Origin of the sequence: Kitasatospora sp. NPDC088779, assembly GCF_040685395.1 — a bacterium.
GTDB lineage: Bacteria > Actinomycetota > Actinomycetes > Streptomycetales > Streptomycetaceae > Kitasatospora.
In genome coordinates, this window is sequence record NZ_JBFBHW010000071.1 from 20,313 (window position 1) to 38,348 (window position 18,036).

Here is an 18,036-nt window from a genome sequence, read left to right on the forward strand (position 1 = left end):
GCGTGCAGTCCGCCATCGGATCCTCCCCGGGGTCAGGCCCAGGTGGAGCCGCACGCGGTGCAGCCCCATCGGCCGTCCATGGTCTGGTAGGTGGCGCTCGATCCGCAGACCGGGCAGGCGCGGGCACTCGGCTCGTCGGCCCGCTCCAGCAGGGTACTGGGCGTCGGGGCGGTGGCGGGTTCAGTCTCGGTGACGGGCTTGTCGAGCAGGACGCTGCTCATGACGTCTCCCTCAGGATGGAGTGGCAGAAGTGCGCCGGCCGGGCGTCACCCAGGAAACCCGGCTGCGGGTCCAGACACGGATGCCGCCGGGGGCTCCCGCATGCCGTGTGCGTGCCCCGCACACCTCGTGCACGCCCTGCCTGGGGGCGCTGTCCTGTCGATACGGTGGACACTCCGCGCAGTCGAAAGGCAACGCCATGTCACGGCAACGTCAGCTCGGGGCGGTCATCAGGGCCGCTCGGTGTGCGCGGCGTATGACTCAGACCCAGCTGGGCCGGGCGTGTGGCTACTCCGCGTCCGCGATCAGCCGGGTTGAGGCGGGCGCGCTCCGGCCGGCCGAGCAGGCGCTTCTGCGGATCGCCCAGACGTTGGACCTGCCTCTTGACGCCATTGGGCTGGGCCGACCGGCTACGCTGGCACGGGATGTGACCCTGGATCAGGAGGACGCCATGCTCCGCAGGCAGCTGCTCGTGGCCGGCATGGCGGCAGCTGGGGTGTCCGCGCTTCCCTCCGCCTCGGTTGCTGCCGCGCGTCCGGACGCGTCGGCCCGGATCGTTGGGGCCCTGTACGAACCCGAACCGTCCGCACCCATGTCGTTGCAGCAGATCAAGGCGTCGCTGACCTCGGCGCGCGCACATTTCACGGCGGCGCGCTACCAGAACCTCAGCGACTTCCTGCCCGGTTTGTTGGGCTCGGCGCACGCGACCCGTGAGGCCTTGTCCGGCCGGTCCCGTGAGGAGGCCCATGCCTGTGTAGCCCGCGCCTGGGTGCTGGCGACGGAGCTCGCGCTGAAAGCTCACTCCGATGTCGCGTGGCCGGCAGCGGACCGGGCTTTGGCGGCGGCCCAGGCCAGCGGAGACCCGGTGGTGCACGGAGAGGCGGCTCGGGTTCTGGCGATCACGATGCGGCGTTCCGGACGCCCGGCCGCCGCCGTCGATCTCCTGCGTCGCACCGCACACTCGCTCTCGCAGGGCCAAGGCGACGTGTCCGGGGCTGTGGCGGCGACCCTGCTGATGACGGCCGCCTACACGGCTGCATGCGGACAGCGCCGAGGTGCGGCCCTCGACCTCATGGCGGGTGCCGAGGACGCCGTCGACCGTTTGACCAGCGCCAGGTTCCTGCCTGGCTCCCCGCTGTTCACGGTCGACGCCACCAGCGCCCAGGTGGACCTGTACTGGATCGGTGTACACACGGCGCTGGGCACCCCCGACGAGGGCGTGCCGTATGCGGCGCGGATCGCGCCAGGCCAGCTGCCGACCGCTGAGCGCCGGGCTCGGTACGGCACGGACTGTGCGCGCATGTGGCACCGCCTCGGCGCCCACCGCAAGACGTTCACGTTGCTGCGGTTCACCGAGCAGGTCGCCCCGGAGGAGGTGCGCCGGCCTGCTCTGCGGGCGCTCACAGCGGACCTGCTGTACGCGCCGGTCACGGTGCCCGGCGTGCGGGAGCTTGCGGCGCGCACAGGCGTCGCATAGGGATGACGGCCCCTGCGGGGTGGACGCTGGTGGCGAAATCGATCAGCGGCGTCCGGCGGCAACGGTCAAGAGTGCATCCTCTGGCCGCAGGTGGAACCCGGCTCTGCCAGCTTGGCCGCATCCTCTCTACCGGCGGCCTCTTGCGGGGAGCAAGAGGCCGCCGGAACGATTCGTTCAGGGGGCGGTGGTGAGGTGGTCGAACTCGCCGGCCTTGGCGCCCCGGAGGAAGTCGGCGAGCTTGAGGCGGGTGGTGCGGACGATGACGTCGCCCTCATCGGACTCCCGGAGTTCGACCAGCCCGTCAAGCGCACGTATCTCGACGCAGTTGTTGGCCGCTTCACTGAAGCTGGACTTCTGCCACTCGGTGCTATTCATACTTGCCGTTCATTTCCTTCGTGATCGAGCGAATAAGATCTCGCGACTCGCGTTCCGGGAGCGCGACAGCTTCGATGCGCTCAAAGATTGCGCGGTAGCCCGCCAGTTGGGCGGGCGAGTCGAAGATGTGGGACCCGTGCGACGAGTCAGCCTGGACCGTGTCCAGCTCGGGCACTGGTCCCTCCGCATAGATCAGATTCTCACTGGGGCCAGGGAAGTCGGCCGTAGCAAAGGGCACGACTCGCAGTGAGACGCCGGGAAGATGGGAGTCGCTGACGAGTGCATCGAGCTGGTCTCTGAGCACCACAGGCCCGCCGTACTGGATGCGCAACGCCGCCTCGTGGATGAGCGCCATGTAAGGCGTTTCGCCGGACCGGATGATCTGTTGTCTCCGTAGGCGGAAGTTCACTCGGCGGCCGATCTCGCGATCCGGGAGAGGGGTGAAACCGCTCGCGAACACCGCAGTCGCATACGAGTTCGTCTGAAGTAGTCCCGGGATGATGCCAATGGTGAAGCTCTTGAGTCTCTTCGCGTGACCTTCGATTTCTGCCACATCGATCGGGGCGGCCGCGAGTGCCGCTCGATACTCGTCCCACCAGGCCGAGTCTCGCTCCCTGGCCATGTCGGCAAGCGCTTCGACCAAGGGCGCATTGGCGCACATGCAGGCCTCTGCGATCTCGTGCAGACGCGCCACGGTGACGGCTGATTTCCCGATCTCCATCTGACTCACCAGGGCGGGAGTCACGCCGAGTAGACGGGCGAGGTGGCTGCCGCCGAAGCCGACTTGCTCTCTCATCCTTCGCAGTTCGGCGCCGAGTCGTCGCTGACGGAGGGTGGGGACTCGAAGGGGCATGGCGTCCTCTCTGCCGGTGCAGAGGCCAGTGTGCCGCGCCGGGCGCCTGTGGATCCATCCGGACTTCTTCCCTCGTGAGGAGGAACCTTCTCCCGTTTGGCTTTAATTAAAGAGCGGATGCGCTACTGTCGTTTCTGGCTTGATCCGACGGATCGTCAGTAATGCCTGCATGCACGGCAGTAGGCGCCTGCTGCCCGCACGCCGAAGAGCAGACGCCGCCTCGGCCTGGCTCACGGCGACGACCGTCACCACCTCTCCCCACGCCACAGCCTCACGGAGGTTCCCGTGTGCACCCGTAACACCCCCTCGCTCACCCTCTCCCGGCAGGCCCTGCGGGACGCCATGACCCGCAGCGGCTGGGACGCCGACGCCATCTTCAACGCCGAACTCGCCCTCTGCGAGCTCATCGTCAACGCCTGGCGGCACGGCGACACCCCCGCGCCCGTCGTCTGGTTCTCCGTCCTCGGCCGCACCCTCCGGGTCACCGTCTCCGACGAGAGCGACGCCCTCCCCCGGCAGCGAACCCCCGCCGATTTCGCCGAGTCCGGCCGGGGCCTCCAGCTCGTCGCCGGGCTCACCCGCCGCTGGGGCGTCGACCCGCAGAAGCGTGGCAAAACCATCTGGTACGAGCTGGAGCTGGACTCCCTCGCGTGACCCGCGACCCCGTCGTTCCGGAGGACTCCCGGATGCGCGACTACACCAAGCCCCACATCATGGACCTCCTGGGCGAGTTGCACAGGCGCGGCCTGCCGCACGGGCTCCTCTGGGGATCCGCCTCGCCCGGCGAAACGACCCTCGACGGCCGCATCCTGATCGACTTCGGGAATGCGCCGGTCAGCACTCTGCTCAACCTCCTCCACCTGCTCCGCGACCTGGACGATGACGACGAGGGGTGGCGCCAGTGAAGCTCTTCATCGGCGCGATCCTCCTCGCCCTCCTCGCCCTCGCGATCGCCACCGTAGCCCTCGGCGTCCTCGCGACCCTCAAGATGCCCCGCCCCGAGGAGCGCGACGAGCAGCGCTGAAACACGCGAAGGCCCTCGCCCACCCAGGGCGAGGGTCGCGCGGTTGCCCGCTCTGCGTCAGTCCGCCTGAAGCTCCTTCGCCACCTGCTCCGCCAACACGCGGGCGCCCTCAAGGCGCGGGTCCTCGGGATGCGCGTACGGCCCGAGGATCTTCGCCGCGACGAACAAGGTCATCAGCTTGCCGTCCCGGCTCGCGAAGTCGCCGCTCCGCTCGACGCGAACGCGATCGGCCAGCGCCGGTACGGCAAGCGACGCCGCCCACAGGGTGGCAGCGTCCAGGCCACGTGGGGCCATGCCCCAGTCCTCCCAGTCGAAGAGGCAGAACTCGGGCGCTGTCACGTTCGCCCAGTTCAGGTCCGCGTGCGCCGGACACCACCCGCTCACCGTGGCATCGACGTCCGGGAACACCTGACGGATCGTCTGAGCCACCAGCTCCTGGGTGATGGTCTCCGTGTCCGGCGTGGCGATCCGATTCGTCCGCTGGCCGGCGAGCGCATCGAGAGAGGCGTTCAGCTCCGACCACCATCCGGGCGGCAGCCGGGGCTCCTCGGCCACGACTGCGGACCCCGCTGGGGTGGATGGCAGCAGTTCGGTCTCGTCGGCCCGCCACATCACCGGCTCGGCCTCGTCCCGCCAGGCGAGGCCGGCCAGCCACGCGGGCTTCGCGATACCGTGCAGGGCCTCGGCGGAGGGGGTGCCGTCCCCGCCCTGGGCGCCGATCCGGTCGAGCCCCCGCCGCTCGATGCGTACCCACGTGCCACGCGCCGTGCCTGCTCCCACGGATCGGCGTTTGCGGACCACCGCTGCCCTGTCGAGTCGCGTCCCCAAGGCCGTCTCGACACGTCCCAGCACCTCGTCCACCGGTACCCGGCGCAGATCCGTCATCGGGCAACGGTAGCGATGCCCGGCGGGGTCGGAGCCGCTCCCCAAGGCCTGGTCCACAGGCAGATCGGCTTTCCTGCGCGGTCAGGTGGTCTCTATGCGGCGGGGACCAGGCTGCGGCGTCGGGTCGTACGGGCGCCGCTCAGCCCACGCCCAACGACCGCCGCAAGAACTCCAGTTCGTGCCGGAGCAGGTGCTCCACCACGGCCTCGTCGGTCGGCCGGTGGCCGGTGGCGCGCAGCGGCAGGACCTCGTGCGGGCGGCCGGCGGCGAGCAGGGCACTGGACAGCCGCAGGGCGTGGGCGGGGTGCACGTTGTCGTCCACGAGGCCCTGGATCAGAAGCAGCGGGCGGCTCAGCTTCGGCGCCTCGGCGATCAGTGAGCCGCTGTCGTAGTGCTCGGGGTGCTCGTCGGGGTGGCCGAGGAAGCGCTCCTGCCAGTGGGTGTCGTAGAGCCGCCAGTCGGTGGGGGCAGCTCCGGCCGACGCGGCGTGGAAGACGTCCGGGCGCCGCAACACGGCGAGCGCGGCGAGGTAGCCGCCGTAGGACCAGCCGCGGATGCCGACCCGGTCGAGGTCGAGCACTCCCGGCCGCAGCCGGGCCGTCTCCCACAGGCCCTCGATCTGGTCCTCGAGGGCGGGCCCGGCCTTGTCGCCGTAGACCGTCTTCTCCCAGTGCGGCCCGCGCCCCGGAGTGCCGCGGCCGTCCACCACCAGCACCGCGAAGCCTTGGTCGGCGAACCACTGGGACACCTGCTCGTGCCAGGCGCCGCCGGTGGTGGCCTTCTGCATCGCGGGCCCGCCGTACGGGTCGAGCAGGACGGGCAGCGGGGTGCCGCCGGGATGGTGGCCGGTGGGCAGGAAGAGGTTGGCGCGCAGTTCGCGCGGGCCGAGGCGGAGCAGCTCGGGGCGGGCGGTGACGACGGGCGCTTCGGTGTACGAGGTGAGCGGCAGCGGCGGGCGGCCCTCCCGCAGAACGGTGGCGCGGCCGTCGGTGGTGAGGACCAGCGTGCCGCCGCGCTCGACGCCGCCGTGTACGCCGGGCCCGCTGCTCAGCCTTTGTACGCCGGAGCCCGGTTCGTACGTCCACAGGTGGGTCTCGGTGGGTTCGTCGGAGGCGGTGAACAGCACCCGCTCGCCCTCCACCCCGACGACGGCCCGCAACTGCATCGCCTCCGGGGTGACCGGTTCGCCGTTCACGGTCAGGTGCCGGGTGTCGCCGAGGTCGGCGGTGTCGACCAGCGCCCCGCCCGCCGTCCGCACCGGCAGTCCCGGGAGCAGTTCGACCCACCGCGGGTCGGTCCGCTCGGCGAGCACCCGGGTGTCCCCGTCCGCCCCGATCGCCAACGTACGGACGGTGCGCTGGTCGCGGCTCTGCACGGCGGCGTACGGGCCGTGGTCGTCCCAGCCGGCGGCGGTGAGGTACTCGAAGGCGGCGCGGTCCCAGCGGACCTCCGTGCGGGTGCGGCGGCCGTCCAGCCCGAGCAGCCAGAGCGTGACGTCGGCGTTGGCGGTGCCGGCCAGCGGGTAGCGGATGGCGCGCGGGGGGTGCTGCGGGTCGGTGGGGTCGGCCAGGAAGAGCCGGGTAAGCGCACCGGCATCGACCCGGGCGACCAGCAGGGCGGTGCCGTCGGGGGACCACCAGTGGCCGCGGGTGCGGTGCATCTCCTCGGAGGCGACGTGCTCGGCGAGGCCGTAGCCGACGTCCTCGGCCTCCGGCTCGGCCAGCGCCCGGTCGCCCGTACCGTCCGCACCGGCCACCCGCAGGACGCCGCCGCTGACGTAGGCGATCCGGCGGCCGGTCGGGTCGAGGCGGGGATCCACCGGCTGCTCGGCGGAGGCGAGCGGGCGGAGCGAACCCGAGGCGGTGTCGGCCAGCCACAGCGTGCCGTCCAGCGCGAAGGCGGCGAGCCGACCGGTGGCGTCGGTGCTGTACGCGGCGATGCCGCCGGAGGCGCCCAGCGCGGCCGGGTCGGCGACCAGCCGTTCCCGGCCGGTGGCGGTGTCGAGCGCCCAGAGGCAGGCGAGCGGGTCGGTGCCGCCGCGGCTGCGCAGGAACAGGACGGCGGCGCCGTCGGCGGTGATGCCCGGGTGGGCGGGGGCGCCCAGGGTGAAGCACCGGGTGCGGGCGAGCTGGCGCGGTAACGGGTCGGTCGTCATGCCGGGCACCATAGGCACGGCCGGCGCGGCGCTGTCGAGGGGGAAACGGCCGGGGCCGCCGCGGATCTCAGGAATCCGCGGCGGCCCCGGAGCGGGCGGGCGTGAGCGTCAGTGGACGTCGCCCATGAGCGTGACGACCCGCTTGCGGTACATCGCCAGCGCGAGGCCGGCGACGATCGCCATGCCGCCCTGGACCGCGAAGTACCAGCTGCTGCCGACCACCTTGTCGCCCAGCACCAGCTGGAAGATAGCGGCCACGCAGTCACCGGCGGTGACGGCGAGGAACCAGACGCCGACCATCTGGCTGGCGTACTTGGCGGGCGCCAGCTTGGTGGTCACGGACAGGCCGACGGGGGAGAGGGCGAGCTCGCCGACGGTCTGGACCAGGTAGACCATGGCCAGCCACAGCGGGGTGACCTTGGTGTCGCCGGTGGCGGCGGCCATCGCCAGCATCATGACCATGAAGGAGGCGCCGATCATCAGCAGACCGAAGGCGAACTTCATGGTGGTGCTGGGGTTCTTCGACCGGCGGGCCAGGGCGACCCAGAGCCAGGCGAAGACCGGGGCCAGCGCCATGATGTACAGCGGGTTGAGCGACTGGAACCAGCTGGACGGGAAGTTGATCCCGAACAGCGTCGAGGCGGTGTGGTCCTTGGCGAAGACGTTCAGCGTCGAGCCGGACTGGTCGTAGATCATCCAGAACACGGCGGCGGCGACGAAGAACCAGATGTAGCCGCTCATCTTGGACTGCTCGTCGGCGCTGAGGTCCTTGTCGCGCTTCACCTTGGCGAACACGAAGAAGGGGATCGCCAGGCCGGCGATGGACAGCGGCCAGACGGCCCAGTCGATGGTGAAGTGGCCGGTGGAGACGACGATGCCGTAGAAGACGACCGCCGCGGCCAGCCAGATGCCGGCCTTGCGGAAGATCTTGCGCTTCTCGTCCGCGCCGATGGGCGAGGTCACGATGTCGCTGGTGGGGCTCAGGTGGCGGGTGCCCAGCAGGAACTGGAGCAGGCCGAGCGCCATGCCGATGCCGGCCAGGGCGAAGCCCAGGTGCCAGTCGACCTTCTGGCCGACGGTGCCGACCACCAGCGGGGCGAAGAAGGCGCCGAGGTTGACGCCCATGTAGAAGATCGTGAAGCCGCCGTCGCGGCGCGGGTCGTTCGGGCCGTCGTAGAGGTGGCCGACCATCGTGGAGATGTTGGCCTTGAGCAGGCCCGAGCCCACCGCGATGCAGACCAGACCGGCGAAGAACGCGCCGGTGAACGGCACGGCCAGCAGGAAGTGGCCGAGCATGATGATCGTGCCGCCGATGGCGACCGTCTTGCGGGCGCCGAGGAAGCGGTCGGCGATCCAGCCGCCCGGGAGGGCCAGCAGGTAGACCATGGCCGTGTAGACGCTGTACACGGCGCCGGCGGTCGCCAGCTTCATGCCGAGGCCGCCGTCCGTGACGGAGGCGGTCATGTAGAGCACCAGCAGGGCGCGCATGCCGTAGTAGCTGAAGCGCTCCCACATCTCGCTCAGGAAGAGCGTGGCGAGCCCTCGGGGGTGACCGAGGAAGGTCTTGCCGCTGGGCGAGGCCGGGGTGAGGCCGGCTTCCAGGGTGGTAGACGCCATGAGTAGGGGTTCCTTGCCTGACAGCGTCCGCCAAGGGGGGTGGCGGCGGACGTGGACGGAACCACTCTACGTGGCGATATTTAGCGTTATCAGATGACAAAAGCCACGAATCAGGTATGGGAATGGCAAAGTCCGTGACAGATCTGCCCGATCTATCCATGGTAGACGGGCAAATTTCCCTTCAATTTCAAGATTGGAGGCCGGATTCTTCGCCGAACGGGCGGTCTGCGACGGCGTGTTGAGCCTGGAGGGGCTCTTGTGTAACGATCACGCTCTGTGAACTACCTCACAAGGCAGTCCGCCATACCCGGGCGGACTACCATCACCACATGACCTGTGTGCTGCTCGCCGAGGACGATCCGGCGATCTCCGAACCGCTCGCCCGAGCCCTGCGACGTGAGGGCTATGAGGTGCTCGTCCGCGAGGACGGTCCGACCGCACTGGCCGCGGGCCTGACCGAGGAGGTCGACCTCGTCGTCCTCGACCTCGGCCTGCCCGAGATGGACGGCCTGGAGGTCTGCCGTCGCCTGCGCGCCGACGGCAAGAGCTGCCCCGTCCTGGTGCTCACCGCCCGCGCGGACGAGGTGGACACCGTGGTCGGCCTCGACGCCGGTGCCGACGACTACGTGACCAAGCCCTTCCGCCTGGCCGAACTGCTCGCCCGCGTCCGCGCCCTGCTCCGGCGCGGCAACGTCGACCAGCTCACCACCGGCGCGCACGGGGTGAAGATCGACATCGAGTCCCACCGCGCCTGGCTCGGCGAGGAGGAGCTCACCCTCTCCGCCAAGGAGTTCGAGCTGCTGCGCGTCCTCGTCCGGGACGCCGGCCGGGTGGTCACCCGCGAGGAGATCATGCGGCAGGTCTGGGACACCACCTGGTGGACCTCCACCAAGACCCTGGACATGCACATCTCCTGGCTCCGCAAGAAGCTCGGTGACGACGCGGCGAACCCGCGGTACATCGCCACCGTGCGCGGAGTGGGGTTCCGGTTCGAGAAGAATTAGCCCCGTACGGAGAACGCGGCCGGGAGTCGGCCGATGAAGCGGAGCACCTCGGGGAGCGGCAGCGTGAAACGCCGGATGATCAACTCGCTGCTGGGCGTCGTCCTGGTGGTGGTCGTGGTGTTCTGCGTGCCGCTCGCCCTGGTCGAGAAGCGCACCATCGTCAACTCGGCCCAGGACCGGGTGGACGCGTCCGCCGTCCGGGTGCTCGCCCTGGTCGAGAACCGGCTCTCCGCGGGCGAGCCGGTCACCGGCCGGGCCTTCGACAACCAGGTCACCGAGGGCAGCTACGTCGAGGTGCAGATCCCCGGCCAGGACGTCGTCTCCAGCGGCGAACGCCTGGCCGGCGGCCACCTGCTGAAGGCCGTCGAACGCGGCAACAGCGGCGAGGTCGTCACCGTCGAGCAGTCCCGCGCGGACGTCGACCACGAGATCGCCAACATGCTGCTGCTGCTCGGCGTCGTCGCCCTGCTGGCCGTCCAGGCCGCCGTGGCGCTCGCCGTCTGGCAGGCCAAACGGCTCGCCCGGCCGCTCACCGACCTGGCCGAGACCGCCGAACGGCTCGGCTCCGGCGACCCGCGCCCCCGCGACCGCCGCTACGGGGTGCCCGAACTCGACCGGGTCGCCGAGGTGCTGGACACCAGCGCCGAGCGGATCGCCCGGATGCTCACCGCCGAACGCCGGCTCGCCGCCGACGCCTCGCACCAGCTGCGCACCCCGCTCACCGCGCTCTCCATGCGGCTGGAGGAGATCACCGCCCTCGCCGAGGAGCCGGAGACCGTCAAGGAGGAGGCGACCATCGCCCTCCAGCAGGTCGAACGGCTCACCGACGTCGTCCAGCGGCTGCTCACCACCCAGCGCGACCCGCGCAGCCCCACCGCGGTGGCCTTCGACCTGGACGAGGTGATCAAGCAGCAGGTCGAGGAGTGGGGCCCGTCGCTGCGCGAGACCGGCCGGGTGCTGTCCCTGGAGGGCCTGCACGGGGTCACCGCCGTCGGCACCCCGGGCACCGTCGCCCAGGTGCTGGCCACCCTGATCGAGAACTCGCTGATGCACGGCGCCGGGACGATCACCCTGCGGGTCCGGCCCTCCGGCACCTCGGTGGTGGTCGAGGTGCAGGACCAGGGCGCCGGCGTGCCGCCGGACCTCGGGAACCGGGTGTTCGAGCGCGCCGTCAGCGGCCGCAACTCCACCGGCATCGGCCTGGCCGTCGCCCGCGACCTCGCGGAGGCGGACGGCGGGCGGCTCGAACTGCTCTCGCTGAAGCCCGCGGTGTTCGCGCTCTTCCTCGGCCGCAGCCACGCGGACTGAGCCGGGGCGGGCACGGTCGGGAGTGCGGCCGTCCAGAGCGGACGGCCGGCCGGCTACTCGGCCTTGGCGTAGCGGATCTGCTCGGCGGCCAGCATCAGTTCGGCCTGGGCGGCCAGCTCCTGGCCGCTGGTGTCGTTGGTGCCGCTGGTGTCGCCGGTGCCGCTCGCTTCCTGCGCGACCGGCTCGGGCAGCGCCTTGAACACCCAGGTCCGGTACGAGAAGAAGCGGAACACGGTGGCCACCGCGAGGCCGGCCACCTTGGCGCCCAGCTGCTCGTAGTGCGAGTCGAGGCCGAGCACGTACACCGAGAAGCCGAGCACCCCGGTCTCGATCAGCATGCCGATGCCGCTGTACACCAGGAACAGCGTGATCTCCCGCTTGCGCGAGGCGGCGTCGCGGTCCCGGTACAGCCAGTAGCGGTAGCCCAGGTAGTTGGTGGCGATGGCGATCAGCGTCGCCGCGATGTTGGACCGCAGCGAGGCCAGGCCCAGCCCGTTGAGGCACACCCAGAACACGGCGAAGTTGACCACCACGCCGCTCAGGCCGACCAGGCCGAACTTCACCACTTCGCCTGACAGCCCCCGCAGTTTCTGCGAGAGCGAAGGGCTCGAAGCTGCGGTCGTCGCCATACCGGGCTGCCTCCATGTGCCTGCGGGTCGAAGAGCGGATCGCGTGGACGCGTCCACCCCTTGAGCCCTGCGTGCACGCACATGATCGGACTGCGCAGACCAGGACCTAGCCGTCCAGGCTACCCGCTTCCACCGAACGGCTCAGCCCCCAGGGCTCCGGGTTGACTGGGACGTCCAGCCCACCCCAGCGGTTCCACCGCCCCCGACCGGCCCGGATATCCTGGCGGGGTGACTTCCCCGGGCAATGTGAATTTTCCAGTGGTGGGCATGATCGGCGGCGGGCAGTTGGCCCGCATGGCACACCAGGCGGGCATCCCGCTCGGGGTCAGGTTCAAACTCCTCGCCGACACGCCCCAGGACTCCGCCGCACAGGTGGTCTCCGACGTCGTCCTCGGCGACTACCGCGACCTCGACACGCTGCGCCGCTTCGCGGCCGGCTGCGACGTGATCACCTTCGACCACGAGCACGTCCCCACCGAGCACCTGCGGGCCCTGGAAGCCGACGGCATCGCCGTCCGGCCCGGCCCGGACGCGCTGGTCAACGCCCAGGACAAGGGCGTCATGCGGGCCAAGCTCGACGCCATCGGCGTGCCCTGCCCCCGGCACCGGATCGTCGCCGACCCGGCCGACGTCACCGCCTTCGCCGCCGAGGGCTCCGGCTACCCGGTCGTGCTGAAGACCGTCCGCGGCGGCTACGACGGCAAGGGCGTCTGGGTCGTCGCCGGCGAGGAGGACGCGCAGGCGCCGTTCCTGGCCGGCGTCCCGGTGCTCGCCGAGGAGAAGGTCGACTTCGTCCGCGAACTCGCCGCCAACGTCGTCCGCTCGCCCAGCGGCCAGGCCGTCGCCTACCCGGTGGTGGAGAGCGTCCAGGAGAACGGCGTCTGCGCCGAGGTCACCGCCCCCGCGCCCGACCTCGACCCGGCCCTCTCCGACGAGGCCCAGCAGCTGGCGCTGCGCATCGCCGGCGACCTCGGCATCACCGGCCACCTCGCCGTCGAACTGTTCCAGACCAGGGACGGCCGGATCCTCGTCAACGAGCTCGCCATGCGCCCCCACAACTCCGGGCACTGGACCCAGGACGGCGCCGTCACCTCGCAGTTCGAGAACCACCTGCGGGCCGTCCTCGACCTCCCGCTCGGCGACCCCCGGCCGCGCGCCAAGTGGACCGTCATGGTCAACATCCTCGGCGGCGACTACCCGGACATGTACCACGCCTTCCTGCACTGCATGGCCCGCGACCCCGGCCTGCGGATCCACATGTACGGGAAGGACGTGAAGCCCGGCCGCAAGGTCGGCCACGTCAACGTCTTCGGGGACGACCTCGACGACGTCCGCGAGCGCGCCCGCCACGCGGCCGCCTACCTGCGAGGAACGATCACCGAATGACCTCCTCCCCTTCGAGCCCGCTCGTCGGCATCGTCATGGGCTCGGACTCCGACTGGCCCGTCATGGAGGCCGCCGCCCAGGCCCTCGACGAGTTCGAGATCCCCTACGAGGTCGACGTCGTCTCGGCGCACCGGATGCCCCGCGAGATGGTCGCGTACGGCGAGAACGCCCACCGGCGCGGCCTCAAGGCCATCATCGCCGGCGCCGGCGGCGCCGCCCACCTGCCGGGCATGCTCGCCTCCGTCACCCCGCTGCCCGTCATCGGCGTGCCGGTGCCGCTGCGCTACCTGGACGGCATGGACAGCCTGCTGTCCATCGTCCAGATGCCGGCCGGCGTCCCGGTCGCGACCGTCTCGGTGGCCGGCGCGCGCAACGCCGGCCTGCTCGCCGTACGGATGCTGGCCGCGTTCGACCCCGAACTGACCGAGCGGATGACCGACTTCCAGGCCGAGCTGAACAACCAGGCCACCGAGAAGGGCAAGAAGCTCCGCGCCAAGGTGGCCGGTTCCTCCTCCTTCGGCTTCGGCAAGTAACCCCGGTGGTGGGGGTGGGGTAGAACAGCCGGTATGACTACCGCTCAGGACACCCCCACCCCGCTGGACCGCGCCCGGGCCCTGCTGCGCACCGCCCCCGTGGTCGACGGCCACAACGACCTCCCGTGGGCGATGCGCGAGCAGGCCGGGTACGACCTCGGCGCGGTCGACCTCGCCGCCGACCAGAGCGACCGCCTGCACACCGACCTCGCCCGCCTCGCGGAGGGCGGGGTCGGCGCGCAGTTCTGGTCCGTCTACGTGCCGACCCGGCTGGCCGGTGACCACGCGGTGAGCGCCACCCTGGAACAGATCGACTTCGTCCACGCCCTGGTCGAGCGCTACCCCGACCGGCTCCGGCTCGCCCGCACCGCCGACGACATGGAGGCCGCCCGCGCCGAAGGCCGGATCGCCTCCCTGATGGGCGCCGAGGGCGGCCACTCCATCGACTGCTCGCTCGCCACCCTGCGTGCTCTCCACGAGCTCGGCGTGCGGTACCTGACGCTCACCCACAACGACAACGTGCCGTGGGCCGACTCCGCCACCGACAAGCCGGCGGCCGGCGGGCTGACCCGGTTCGGCGAGGAGGTCGTCCGGGAGATGAACCGGCTCGGCATGCTCGTCGACCTCTCGCACGTCTCCGCCGACACCATGCGCGACGCCCTGCGGGTCACCGAGGCGCCGGTCGTCTTCTCGCACTCCTCCGCCCGCGCCGTCTGCGACCACCCGCGCAACATCCCGGACGACGTGCTCGCCCAGCTGCCCGCCAACGGCGGCGTGGCGATGGCCACCTTCGTGCCCAAGTTCATCCTGCCCGCCGCCATCGAGTGGACCCTCGCCGCCGACGAGAACATGCGCGCCCACGGCTTCCACCCGCTCGACACCACCCCGCCCGCGATGGAGCGCCAGCGCGCCTTCGAGGCCGCCAACCCGCGCCCGATCGCCACCCCGGCCACCGTCGCGGACCACCTCGACCACCTGCGCGAGGTCGCCGGCATCGACCACATCGGCATCGGTGGCGACTTCGACGGCACCGCCTTCCTGCCCGACGGCCTGGGCTCGGTGGCCGGCTACCCCAACCTGATCGCAGAACTCCTGCGCCGGAACTGGTCCGAGGCCGACCTCGCCAAGCTCACCTGGCACAACGCCGTCCGCGTCCTGCGCGACGCCGAGTCCGTCGCCGCCGGGCTGCGGGCCAGCCGCCGGCCGTCCATCGCGACCATCGCGCAGCTGGACGGCTGACGCTCCTGTTTCAGCCGAGCCGCGGGATCTCGATGGCCGGGCACCTGTCCATCACCATGGACAGCCCGGCCGTCCTGGTCCGCGCGTACGCGGCCTCGTCCACCACCCCGAGCTGGAACCAGACGGCCTTCGCCCCGGCCGCCACCGCCTGGTCGGCCACCTCCCCGGCCAGCGCGCTGTTCACGAACACGTCCACCACGTCGACCGGGAACGGGATCTCGGCGAGCGAGGCGTAGCCGGGCTCGCCGAGGACCGTCTCGGCCTTCGGGTGCACCGGCACGACGCGCTTGCCGTACCGCTGGAGCACCCCGGCCACCCCGTAGGCGGCCCGGGCGGTGTTGTCGGACAGGCCGACCACCGCCCAGGTGTCGCCGGTGCCGGTGAGGATCTCGCGAACCGTCGCGTCGTCGCCGTAGCTCGTCATGCCGGTGCCAACGACGACCACGGGCGCCGGATTCCCGCGAGCCCCGTACGGAGAGGTCAGTCGAAGTACGCCTGCACCTGGCGGATGAAGGCGGGCCAGCGGCTGCCCGGCGAGCGCGAGCCGAGCTTCGCGTGGTTGAGGCTCGCCCGCAGGTTGTCCTTCAGCCGGACCGGGGAGTTCATGACGGCCTCGTTGCGACGGGCCAGCCGGTTGAGCTCCTCAGGGGTCGGCCAGCGGTCGCTCTTGGCGCTGTTGCACGCCCCGTGGGTCGGGGCGAGGTTCCACGGGCGGTCCAGGTCCGGTTGCGACCCGCCCGGCACGAAGTCGAATCGCCTCATGAGTGAGAACGGGAAGACGTGGTCGACGGCGGCCTTGTCCTCGGCGGTGATCGGCTCGTCGCAGATCAGGCAACGTCCGTACTGGAAGCCGATCAGGGCGTCGATGACCCCGGTGACGGGTCGGCGGCGGCGTCGGTCCATGAGGAGCCACTGCTCCACGTCCACATCGAGCTCGTCGGCGAGCAGGCCTCGGCCGATGCCCAGGGCGAAGGCGGACTCCACGATGCTCCAGCGTGCCGCCAACTCCGTCCGTAGCCCGGCGGCCTGCTCCGACATCGCGATCTGCTGGAGGGCGGGAGTGAGCAGGACGACGCGATCCCGTCCACGCCCGGACAACTCGTAGAAGCGGTGTGCGACCTCGGTGCCGCCCGCGAGGTTGTGGAACCGGTCCATGACCATGTCCGGCATCGACTTGCAGGCGGCTTGGAGGAGTCGCTCGGTAGGGCGTCCGGCGGCCAGGCACTCGTCGGTCTCCTGCGCGGAGACGGCGAGGAAGTCGTCGTCCCCGCCCATGGCCGGTGCCTGCGGGGCGTCGCGCAACCGGGTGACCAGAGCCATGGAGTACGGCTCGGCCAGCTCCTGCAGCGGCACCTCGGTGTGTCCGGCGGCCGCGCACTCCAGCAGGGCGGATCCCAGCGCGAACTTGTACGTGCGGGCGTTGCGGCCCATCAGGACGGCCTGTCGCCAGGCGGTGCGTGGCGTCGGCTCTCGCCGGTAGAACTCTGTCGTCATCGCGTGCTCCGGGTCGGTCGAACGGGAGGCGTAACTTCAGAACGGAGGGCGGAATTCCAGACGCGCCCGCCCCCAGGGGCCTGGGGGCGGGCGCGGGAAGTGTCGGCCAGGCGTCAGCTGGGGCGGCCGAGGGCGCGGTACGTCCAGCCGGCGGCGCGCCAGGCGTCGGCGTCCAGGACGTTGCGGCCGTCGAGGAGGCGGCGCTCGGCGACCACGGCGCCGAGGTCGGCCGGGTCCAGCTCGCGGAACTCGGCCCACTCGGTGAGGTGCAGGACGACGTGGGCGCCCTCGGCGGCCTCCAGGGCCGAGTCGGCGTAGGCGAGCGAGGGGAACATCTTGCGGGCGTTGTCGACGGCCTTGGGGTCGTAGACGGTGACCTGGGCGCCCTGGAGCTGGATCTGGGCGGCGACGTTGAGCGCGGGGGAGTCCCGGATGTCGTCCGAGTTGGGCTTGAACGCGGCGCCGAGGACGGCCACCCGGCGGCCCAGGAAGCCGCCGCCGCACTGCTCGCGGGCCAGCTCCACCATCCGGGAGCGGCGGCGCATGTTGATCGAGTCGACCTCGCGCAGGAAGGTCAGCGCCTGGTCGGCGCCGAGTTCGCCGGCCCGGGCCATGAACGCCCGGATGTCCTTGGGCAGGCAGCCGCCGCCGAAGCCCAGGCCGGAGTTGAGGAACTTGCGGCCGATCCGTTCGTCGTGCCCGAGCGCGGTGGAGAGCAGCGTGACGTCGGCTCCGGCCGCCTCGCAGACCTCGGCCATCGCGTTGATGAAGGAGATCTTGGTGGCCAGGAAGGAGTTGGCGGCGGCCTTCACCAGCTCGGCGGTCGCGTAGTCGGTGACCAGGAACGGCACCCCGGCCGCGATCGGCTCGGCGTACACCTCGCGCAGCAGCTGCTCGGCGCGCTCGCTGTGGGCGCCGACGACGATCCGGTCCGGGCGCAGGGTGTCCTGGACGGCGAAGCCCTCGCGCAGGAACTCCGGGTTCCAGGCGAGTTCGGCGCCCGCGCCGACGGGTGCCAGCGCGGCCAGCCGCTCGGCGAGCCGGCTCGCCGAGCCGACCGGCACGGTGGACTTGCCGACCACCAGGACCGGGCGGGTCAGGTACGGGGCGAGGCCGTCGATCGCGGTGTCGACGTACGACATGTCGGCGGCGAACTCGCCCTTGCGCTGCGGGGTGTTGACGCAGACGAAGTGCACGTCGCCGAACTCCGCGGCCTCCTGGACGGAGCTGGTGAAGCGCAGCCGGCCGGTCGAACCCTCGTGCCCGGCGACGTGCTTGAGCAGCAGCTCGGACAGCCCCGGTTCGTACATCGGGACGCGGCCGGCGGTCAGCGTGGCGATCTTGTCGGGGTCGATGTCCAGGCCCAGCACCTCGAAGCCGAACTCGGCCATCGCGGCCGCGTGCGTGGCACCGAGGTAGCCGGTGCCGATCACGGAGATGCGGAGGGTCACGGGTTCCCCTTTGTGCGGACTCGACCTGTACGGGTGCCTCTGATGCTATCCGCCCCGACGGATCCGGCCTCGATCGCCTGTGCGCCGGGGACGCTAGGCAGCCGCAGGTCGGAGCCCTAGGATCTCTACTGAACGGTAGTTAACCCCGGATTGACTTCGATCACTGGACGAGGCGGGCATCATGGCGGGCAGCGCAGGGGCGGCTGACTTCGATCTCTTCCGTATCTCCGAGGAGCACGAGATGCTCCGTGAGGCGGTGCGTTCGCTGGCCGAGGCGAAGATCGCTCCGTTTGCGGCGGAGGTGGATGAGCAGGGGCGGTTCCCGCAGGAGGCGTTGGACGCGTTGCGGGGGAGTGATCTGCATGCGGTGCACGTGCCGGAGGAGTT

General features: G+C 71.1%; 20 protein-coding genes. 10 read left to right on the forward strand and 10 right to left on the reverse strand.

Annotated features, from left to right (window positions below; genetic code table 11):
• Positions 1-32 precede the first annotated feature (32 nt).
• Positions 33-221: a transposase gene (locus tag AB0P03_RS37705; RefSeq protein ID WP_363624643.1), complete on the reverse strand. Its 189-nt coding sequence runs from the start codon at positions 219-221 to the stop codon at positions 33-35.
• 197 nt (positions 222-418) lie between these two features.
• Between AB0P03_RS37705 and AB0P03_RS37710 the strand changes: the two genes are divergently transcribed.
• Positions 419-1,696, forward strand: coding sequence for a helix-turn-helix transcriptional regulator (locus AB0P03_RS37710; protein WP_363633214.1), 1,278 nt, complete (start codon positions 419-421; stop codon positions 1,694-1,696).
• Positions 1,697-1,870: 174 nt separating this feature from the next.
• Here AB0P03_RS37710 and AB0P03_RS37715 read toward each other — a convergent pair whose 3' ends face one another.
• Both AB0P03_RS37715 and AB0P03_RS37720 read right to left on the reverse strand, forming a co-directional pair.
• Positions 1,871-2,071, reverse strand: a complete 201-nt coding sequence (locus tag AB0P03_RS37715; RefSeq protein ID WP_363624647.1) for a DUF397 domain-containing protein — start codon at positions 2,069-2,071, stop codon at positions 1,871-1,873.
• Positions 2,064-2,924 carry a helix-turn-helix transcriptional regulator gene (locus AB0P03_RS37720; protein ID WP_363624649.1) on the reverse strand — a complete coding sequence of 287 codons (861 nt, stop codon included), beginning with the start codon at positions 2,922-2,924 and terminating at the stop codon, positions 2,064-2,066. The genes AB0P03_RS37715 and AB0P03_RS37720 overlap by 8 nt, the downstream gene beginning before the upstream one ends.
• 285 nt (positions 2,925-3,209) lie before the next feature.
• On the opposite strand from AB0P03_RS37720, the gene AB0P03_RS37725 reads away from it, so the two are divergent.
• Genes AB0P03_RS37725 through AB0P03_RS37735 form a run of 3 tightly spaced genes read left to right on the forward strand, consistent with a single transcriptional unit; the run spans position 3,210 to position 3,948 of the window.
• Positions 3,210-3,578, forward strand: a complete 369-nt coding sequence (locus AB0P03_RS37725) for an ATP-binding protein (RefSeq protein WP_350877349.1) — start codon at positions 3,210-3,212, stop codon at positions 3,576-3,578.
• Entirely contained in the window at positions 3,575-3,829 is a 255-nt protein-coding gene (locus AB0P03_RS37730) for a hypothetical protein (RefSeq protein WP_363588041.1), read from the forward strand. Before AB0P03_RS37725 ends, AB0P03_RS37730 begins: the two co-directional genes overlap by 4 nt.
• Entirely contained in the window at positions 3,826-3,948 is a 123-nt protein-coding gene (locus tag AB0P03_RS37735) for a hypothetical protein (protein ID WP_363588040.1), read from the forward strand. Before AB0P03_RS37730 ends, AB0P03_RS37735 begins: the two co-directional genes overlap by 4 nt.
• Positions 3,949-4,005: 57 nt before the next feature.
• Here the strand turns inward: AB0P03_RS37735 and AB0P03_RS37740 are convergent, their stop codons facing one another.
• From AB0P03_RS37740 to AB0P03_RS37750, 3 genes are all read right to left on the reverse strand, one after another.
• Positions 4,006-4,833, reverse strand: a complete 828-nt coding sequence (locus tag AB0P03_RS37740; RefSeq protein WP_363588038.1) for a hypothetical protein — start codon at positions 4,831-4,833, stop codon at positions 4,006-4,008.
• Positions 4,834-4,972: 139 nt separating this feature from the next.
• On the reverse strand, positions 4,973-6,988 hold the full coding sequence (locus AB0P03_RS37745) for a prolyl oligopeptidase family serine peptidase (RefSeq protein ID WP_363633216.1): 2,016 nt from the start codon (positions 6,986-6,988) through the stop codon (positions 4,973-4,975).
• Between the two features lie 108 nt (positions 6,989-7,096).
• Positions 7,097-8,605 carry an oligopeptide:H+ symporter gene (locus AB0P03_RS37750; protein WP_363588034.1) on the reverse strand — a complete coding sequence of 503 codons (1,509 nt, stop codon included), beginning with the start codon at positions 8,603-8,605 and terminating at the stop codon, positions 7,097-7,099.
• Between the two features lie 329 nt (positions 8,606-8,934).
• Between AB0P03_RS37750 and AB0P03_RS37755 the strand changes: the two genes are divergently transcribed.
• Both AB0P03_RS37755 and AB0P03_RS37760 read left to right on the forward strand, forming a co-directional pair.
• Positions 8,935-9,609 carry a response regulator transcription factor gene (locus tag AB0P03_RS37755; protein ID WP_030290974.1) on the forward strand — a complete coding sequence of 225 codons (675 nt, stop codon included), beginning with the start codon at positions 8,935-8,937 and terminating at the stop codon, positions 9,607-9,609.
• Positions 9,610-9,672: 63 nt separating this feature from the next.
• The gene (locus AB0P03_RS37760; RefSeq protein WP_363588083.1) at positions 9,673-10,917 is read left to right on the forward strand and encodes an ATP-binding protein; all 1,245 of its coding nucleotides are present in this window, start codon (positions 9,673-9,675) and stop codon (positions 10,915-10,917) included.
• 53 nt (positions 10,918-10,970) lie between these two features.
• Here the strand turns inward: AB0P03_RS37760 and AB0P03_RS37765 are convergent, their stop codons facing one another.
• A complete protein-coding gene (locus AB0P03_RS37765; RefSeq protein WP_363588032.1) occupies positions 10,971-11,546 on the reverse strand; it encodes a GtrA family protein in 576 nt (191 codons plus the stop codon).
• A 246-nt stretch (positions 11,547-11,792) separates the two neighbouring features.
• On the opposite strand from AB0P03_RS37765, the gene AB0P03_RS37770 reads away from it, so the two are divergent.
• From AB0P03_RS37770 to AB0P03_RS37780, 3 genes are read left to right on the forward strand one after another with little or no spacing between them, the layout of a single operon-like run.
• Positions 11,793-12,932: a 5-(carboxyamino)imidazole ribonucleotide synthase gene (locus tag AB0P03_RS37770; protein ID WP_363588030.1), complete on the forward strand. Its 1,140-nt coding sequence runs from the start codon at positions 11,793-11,795 to the stop codon at positions 12,930-12,932.
• Positions 12,929-13,465 carry a 5-(carboxyamino)imidazole ribonucleotide mutase gene (gene purE / locus AB0P03_RS37775; protein ID WP_063349101.1) on the forward strand — a complete coding sequence of 179 codons (537 nt, stop codon included), beginning with the start codon at positions 12,929-12,931 and terminating at the stop codon, positions 13,463-13,465. The genes AB0P03_RS37770 and purE overlap by 4 nt, the downstream gene beginning before the upstream one ends.
• Positions 13,466-13,498: 33 nt before the next feature.
• Positions 13,499-14,704: a dipeptidase gene (locus tag AB0P03_RS37780; protein WP_363633218.1), complete on the forward strand. Its 1,206-nt coding sequence runs from the start codon at positions 13,499-13,501 to the stop codon at positions 14,702-14,704.
• 10 nt (positions 14,705-14,714) lie between these two features.
• Here AB0P03_RS37780 and AB0P03_RS37785 read toward each other — a convergent pair whose 3' ends face one another.
• From AB0P03_RS37785 to AB0P03_RS37795, 3 genes are all read right to left on the reverse strand, one after another.
• A complete protein-coding gene (locus AB0P03_RS37785) occupies positions 14,715-15,128 on the reverse strand; it encodes a CoA-binding protein (protein ID WP_363633225.1) in 414 nt (137 codons plus the stop codon).
• Positions 15,129-15,184: 56 nt separating this feature from the next.
• Positions 15,185-16,198, reverse strand: coding sequence for an HNH endonuclease (locus AB0P03_RS37790; RefSeq protein ID WP_363633220.1), 1,014 nt, complete (start codon positions 16,196-16,198; stop codon positions 15,185-15,187).
• 113 nt (positions 16,199-16,311) lie between these two features.
• On the reverse strand, positions 16,312-17,649 hold the full coding sequence (locus AB0P03_RS37795; protein ID WP_363588024.1) for a UDP-glucose/GDP-mannose dehydrogenase family protein: 1,338 nt from the start codon (positions 17,647-17,649) through the stop codon (positions 16,312-16,314).
• Between the two features lie 181 nt (positions 17,650-17,830).
• On the opposite strand from AB0P03_RS37795, the gene AB0P03_RS37800 reads away from it, so the two are divergent.
• Positions 17,831-18,036: acyl-CoA dehydrogenase family protein (locus tag AB0P03_RS37800; protein WP_363633222.1), on the forward strand; the 206-nt coding region annotated here is incomplete at its 3' end.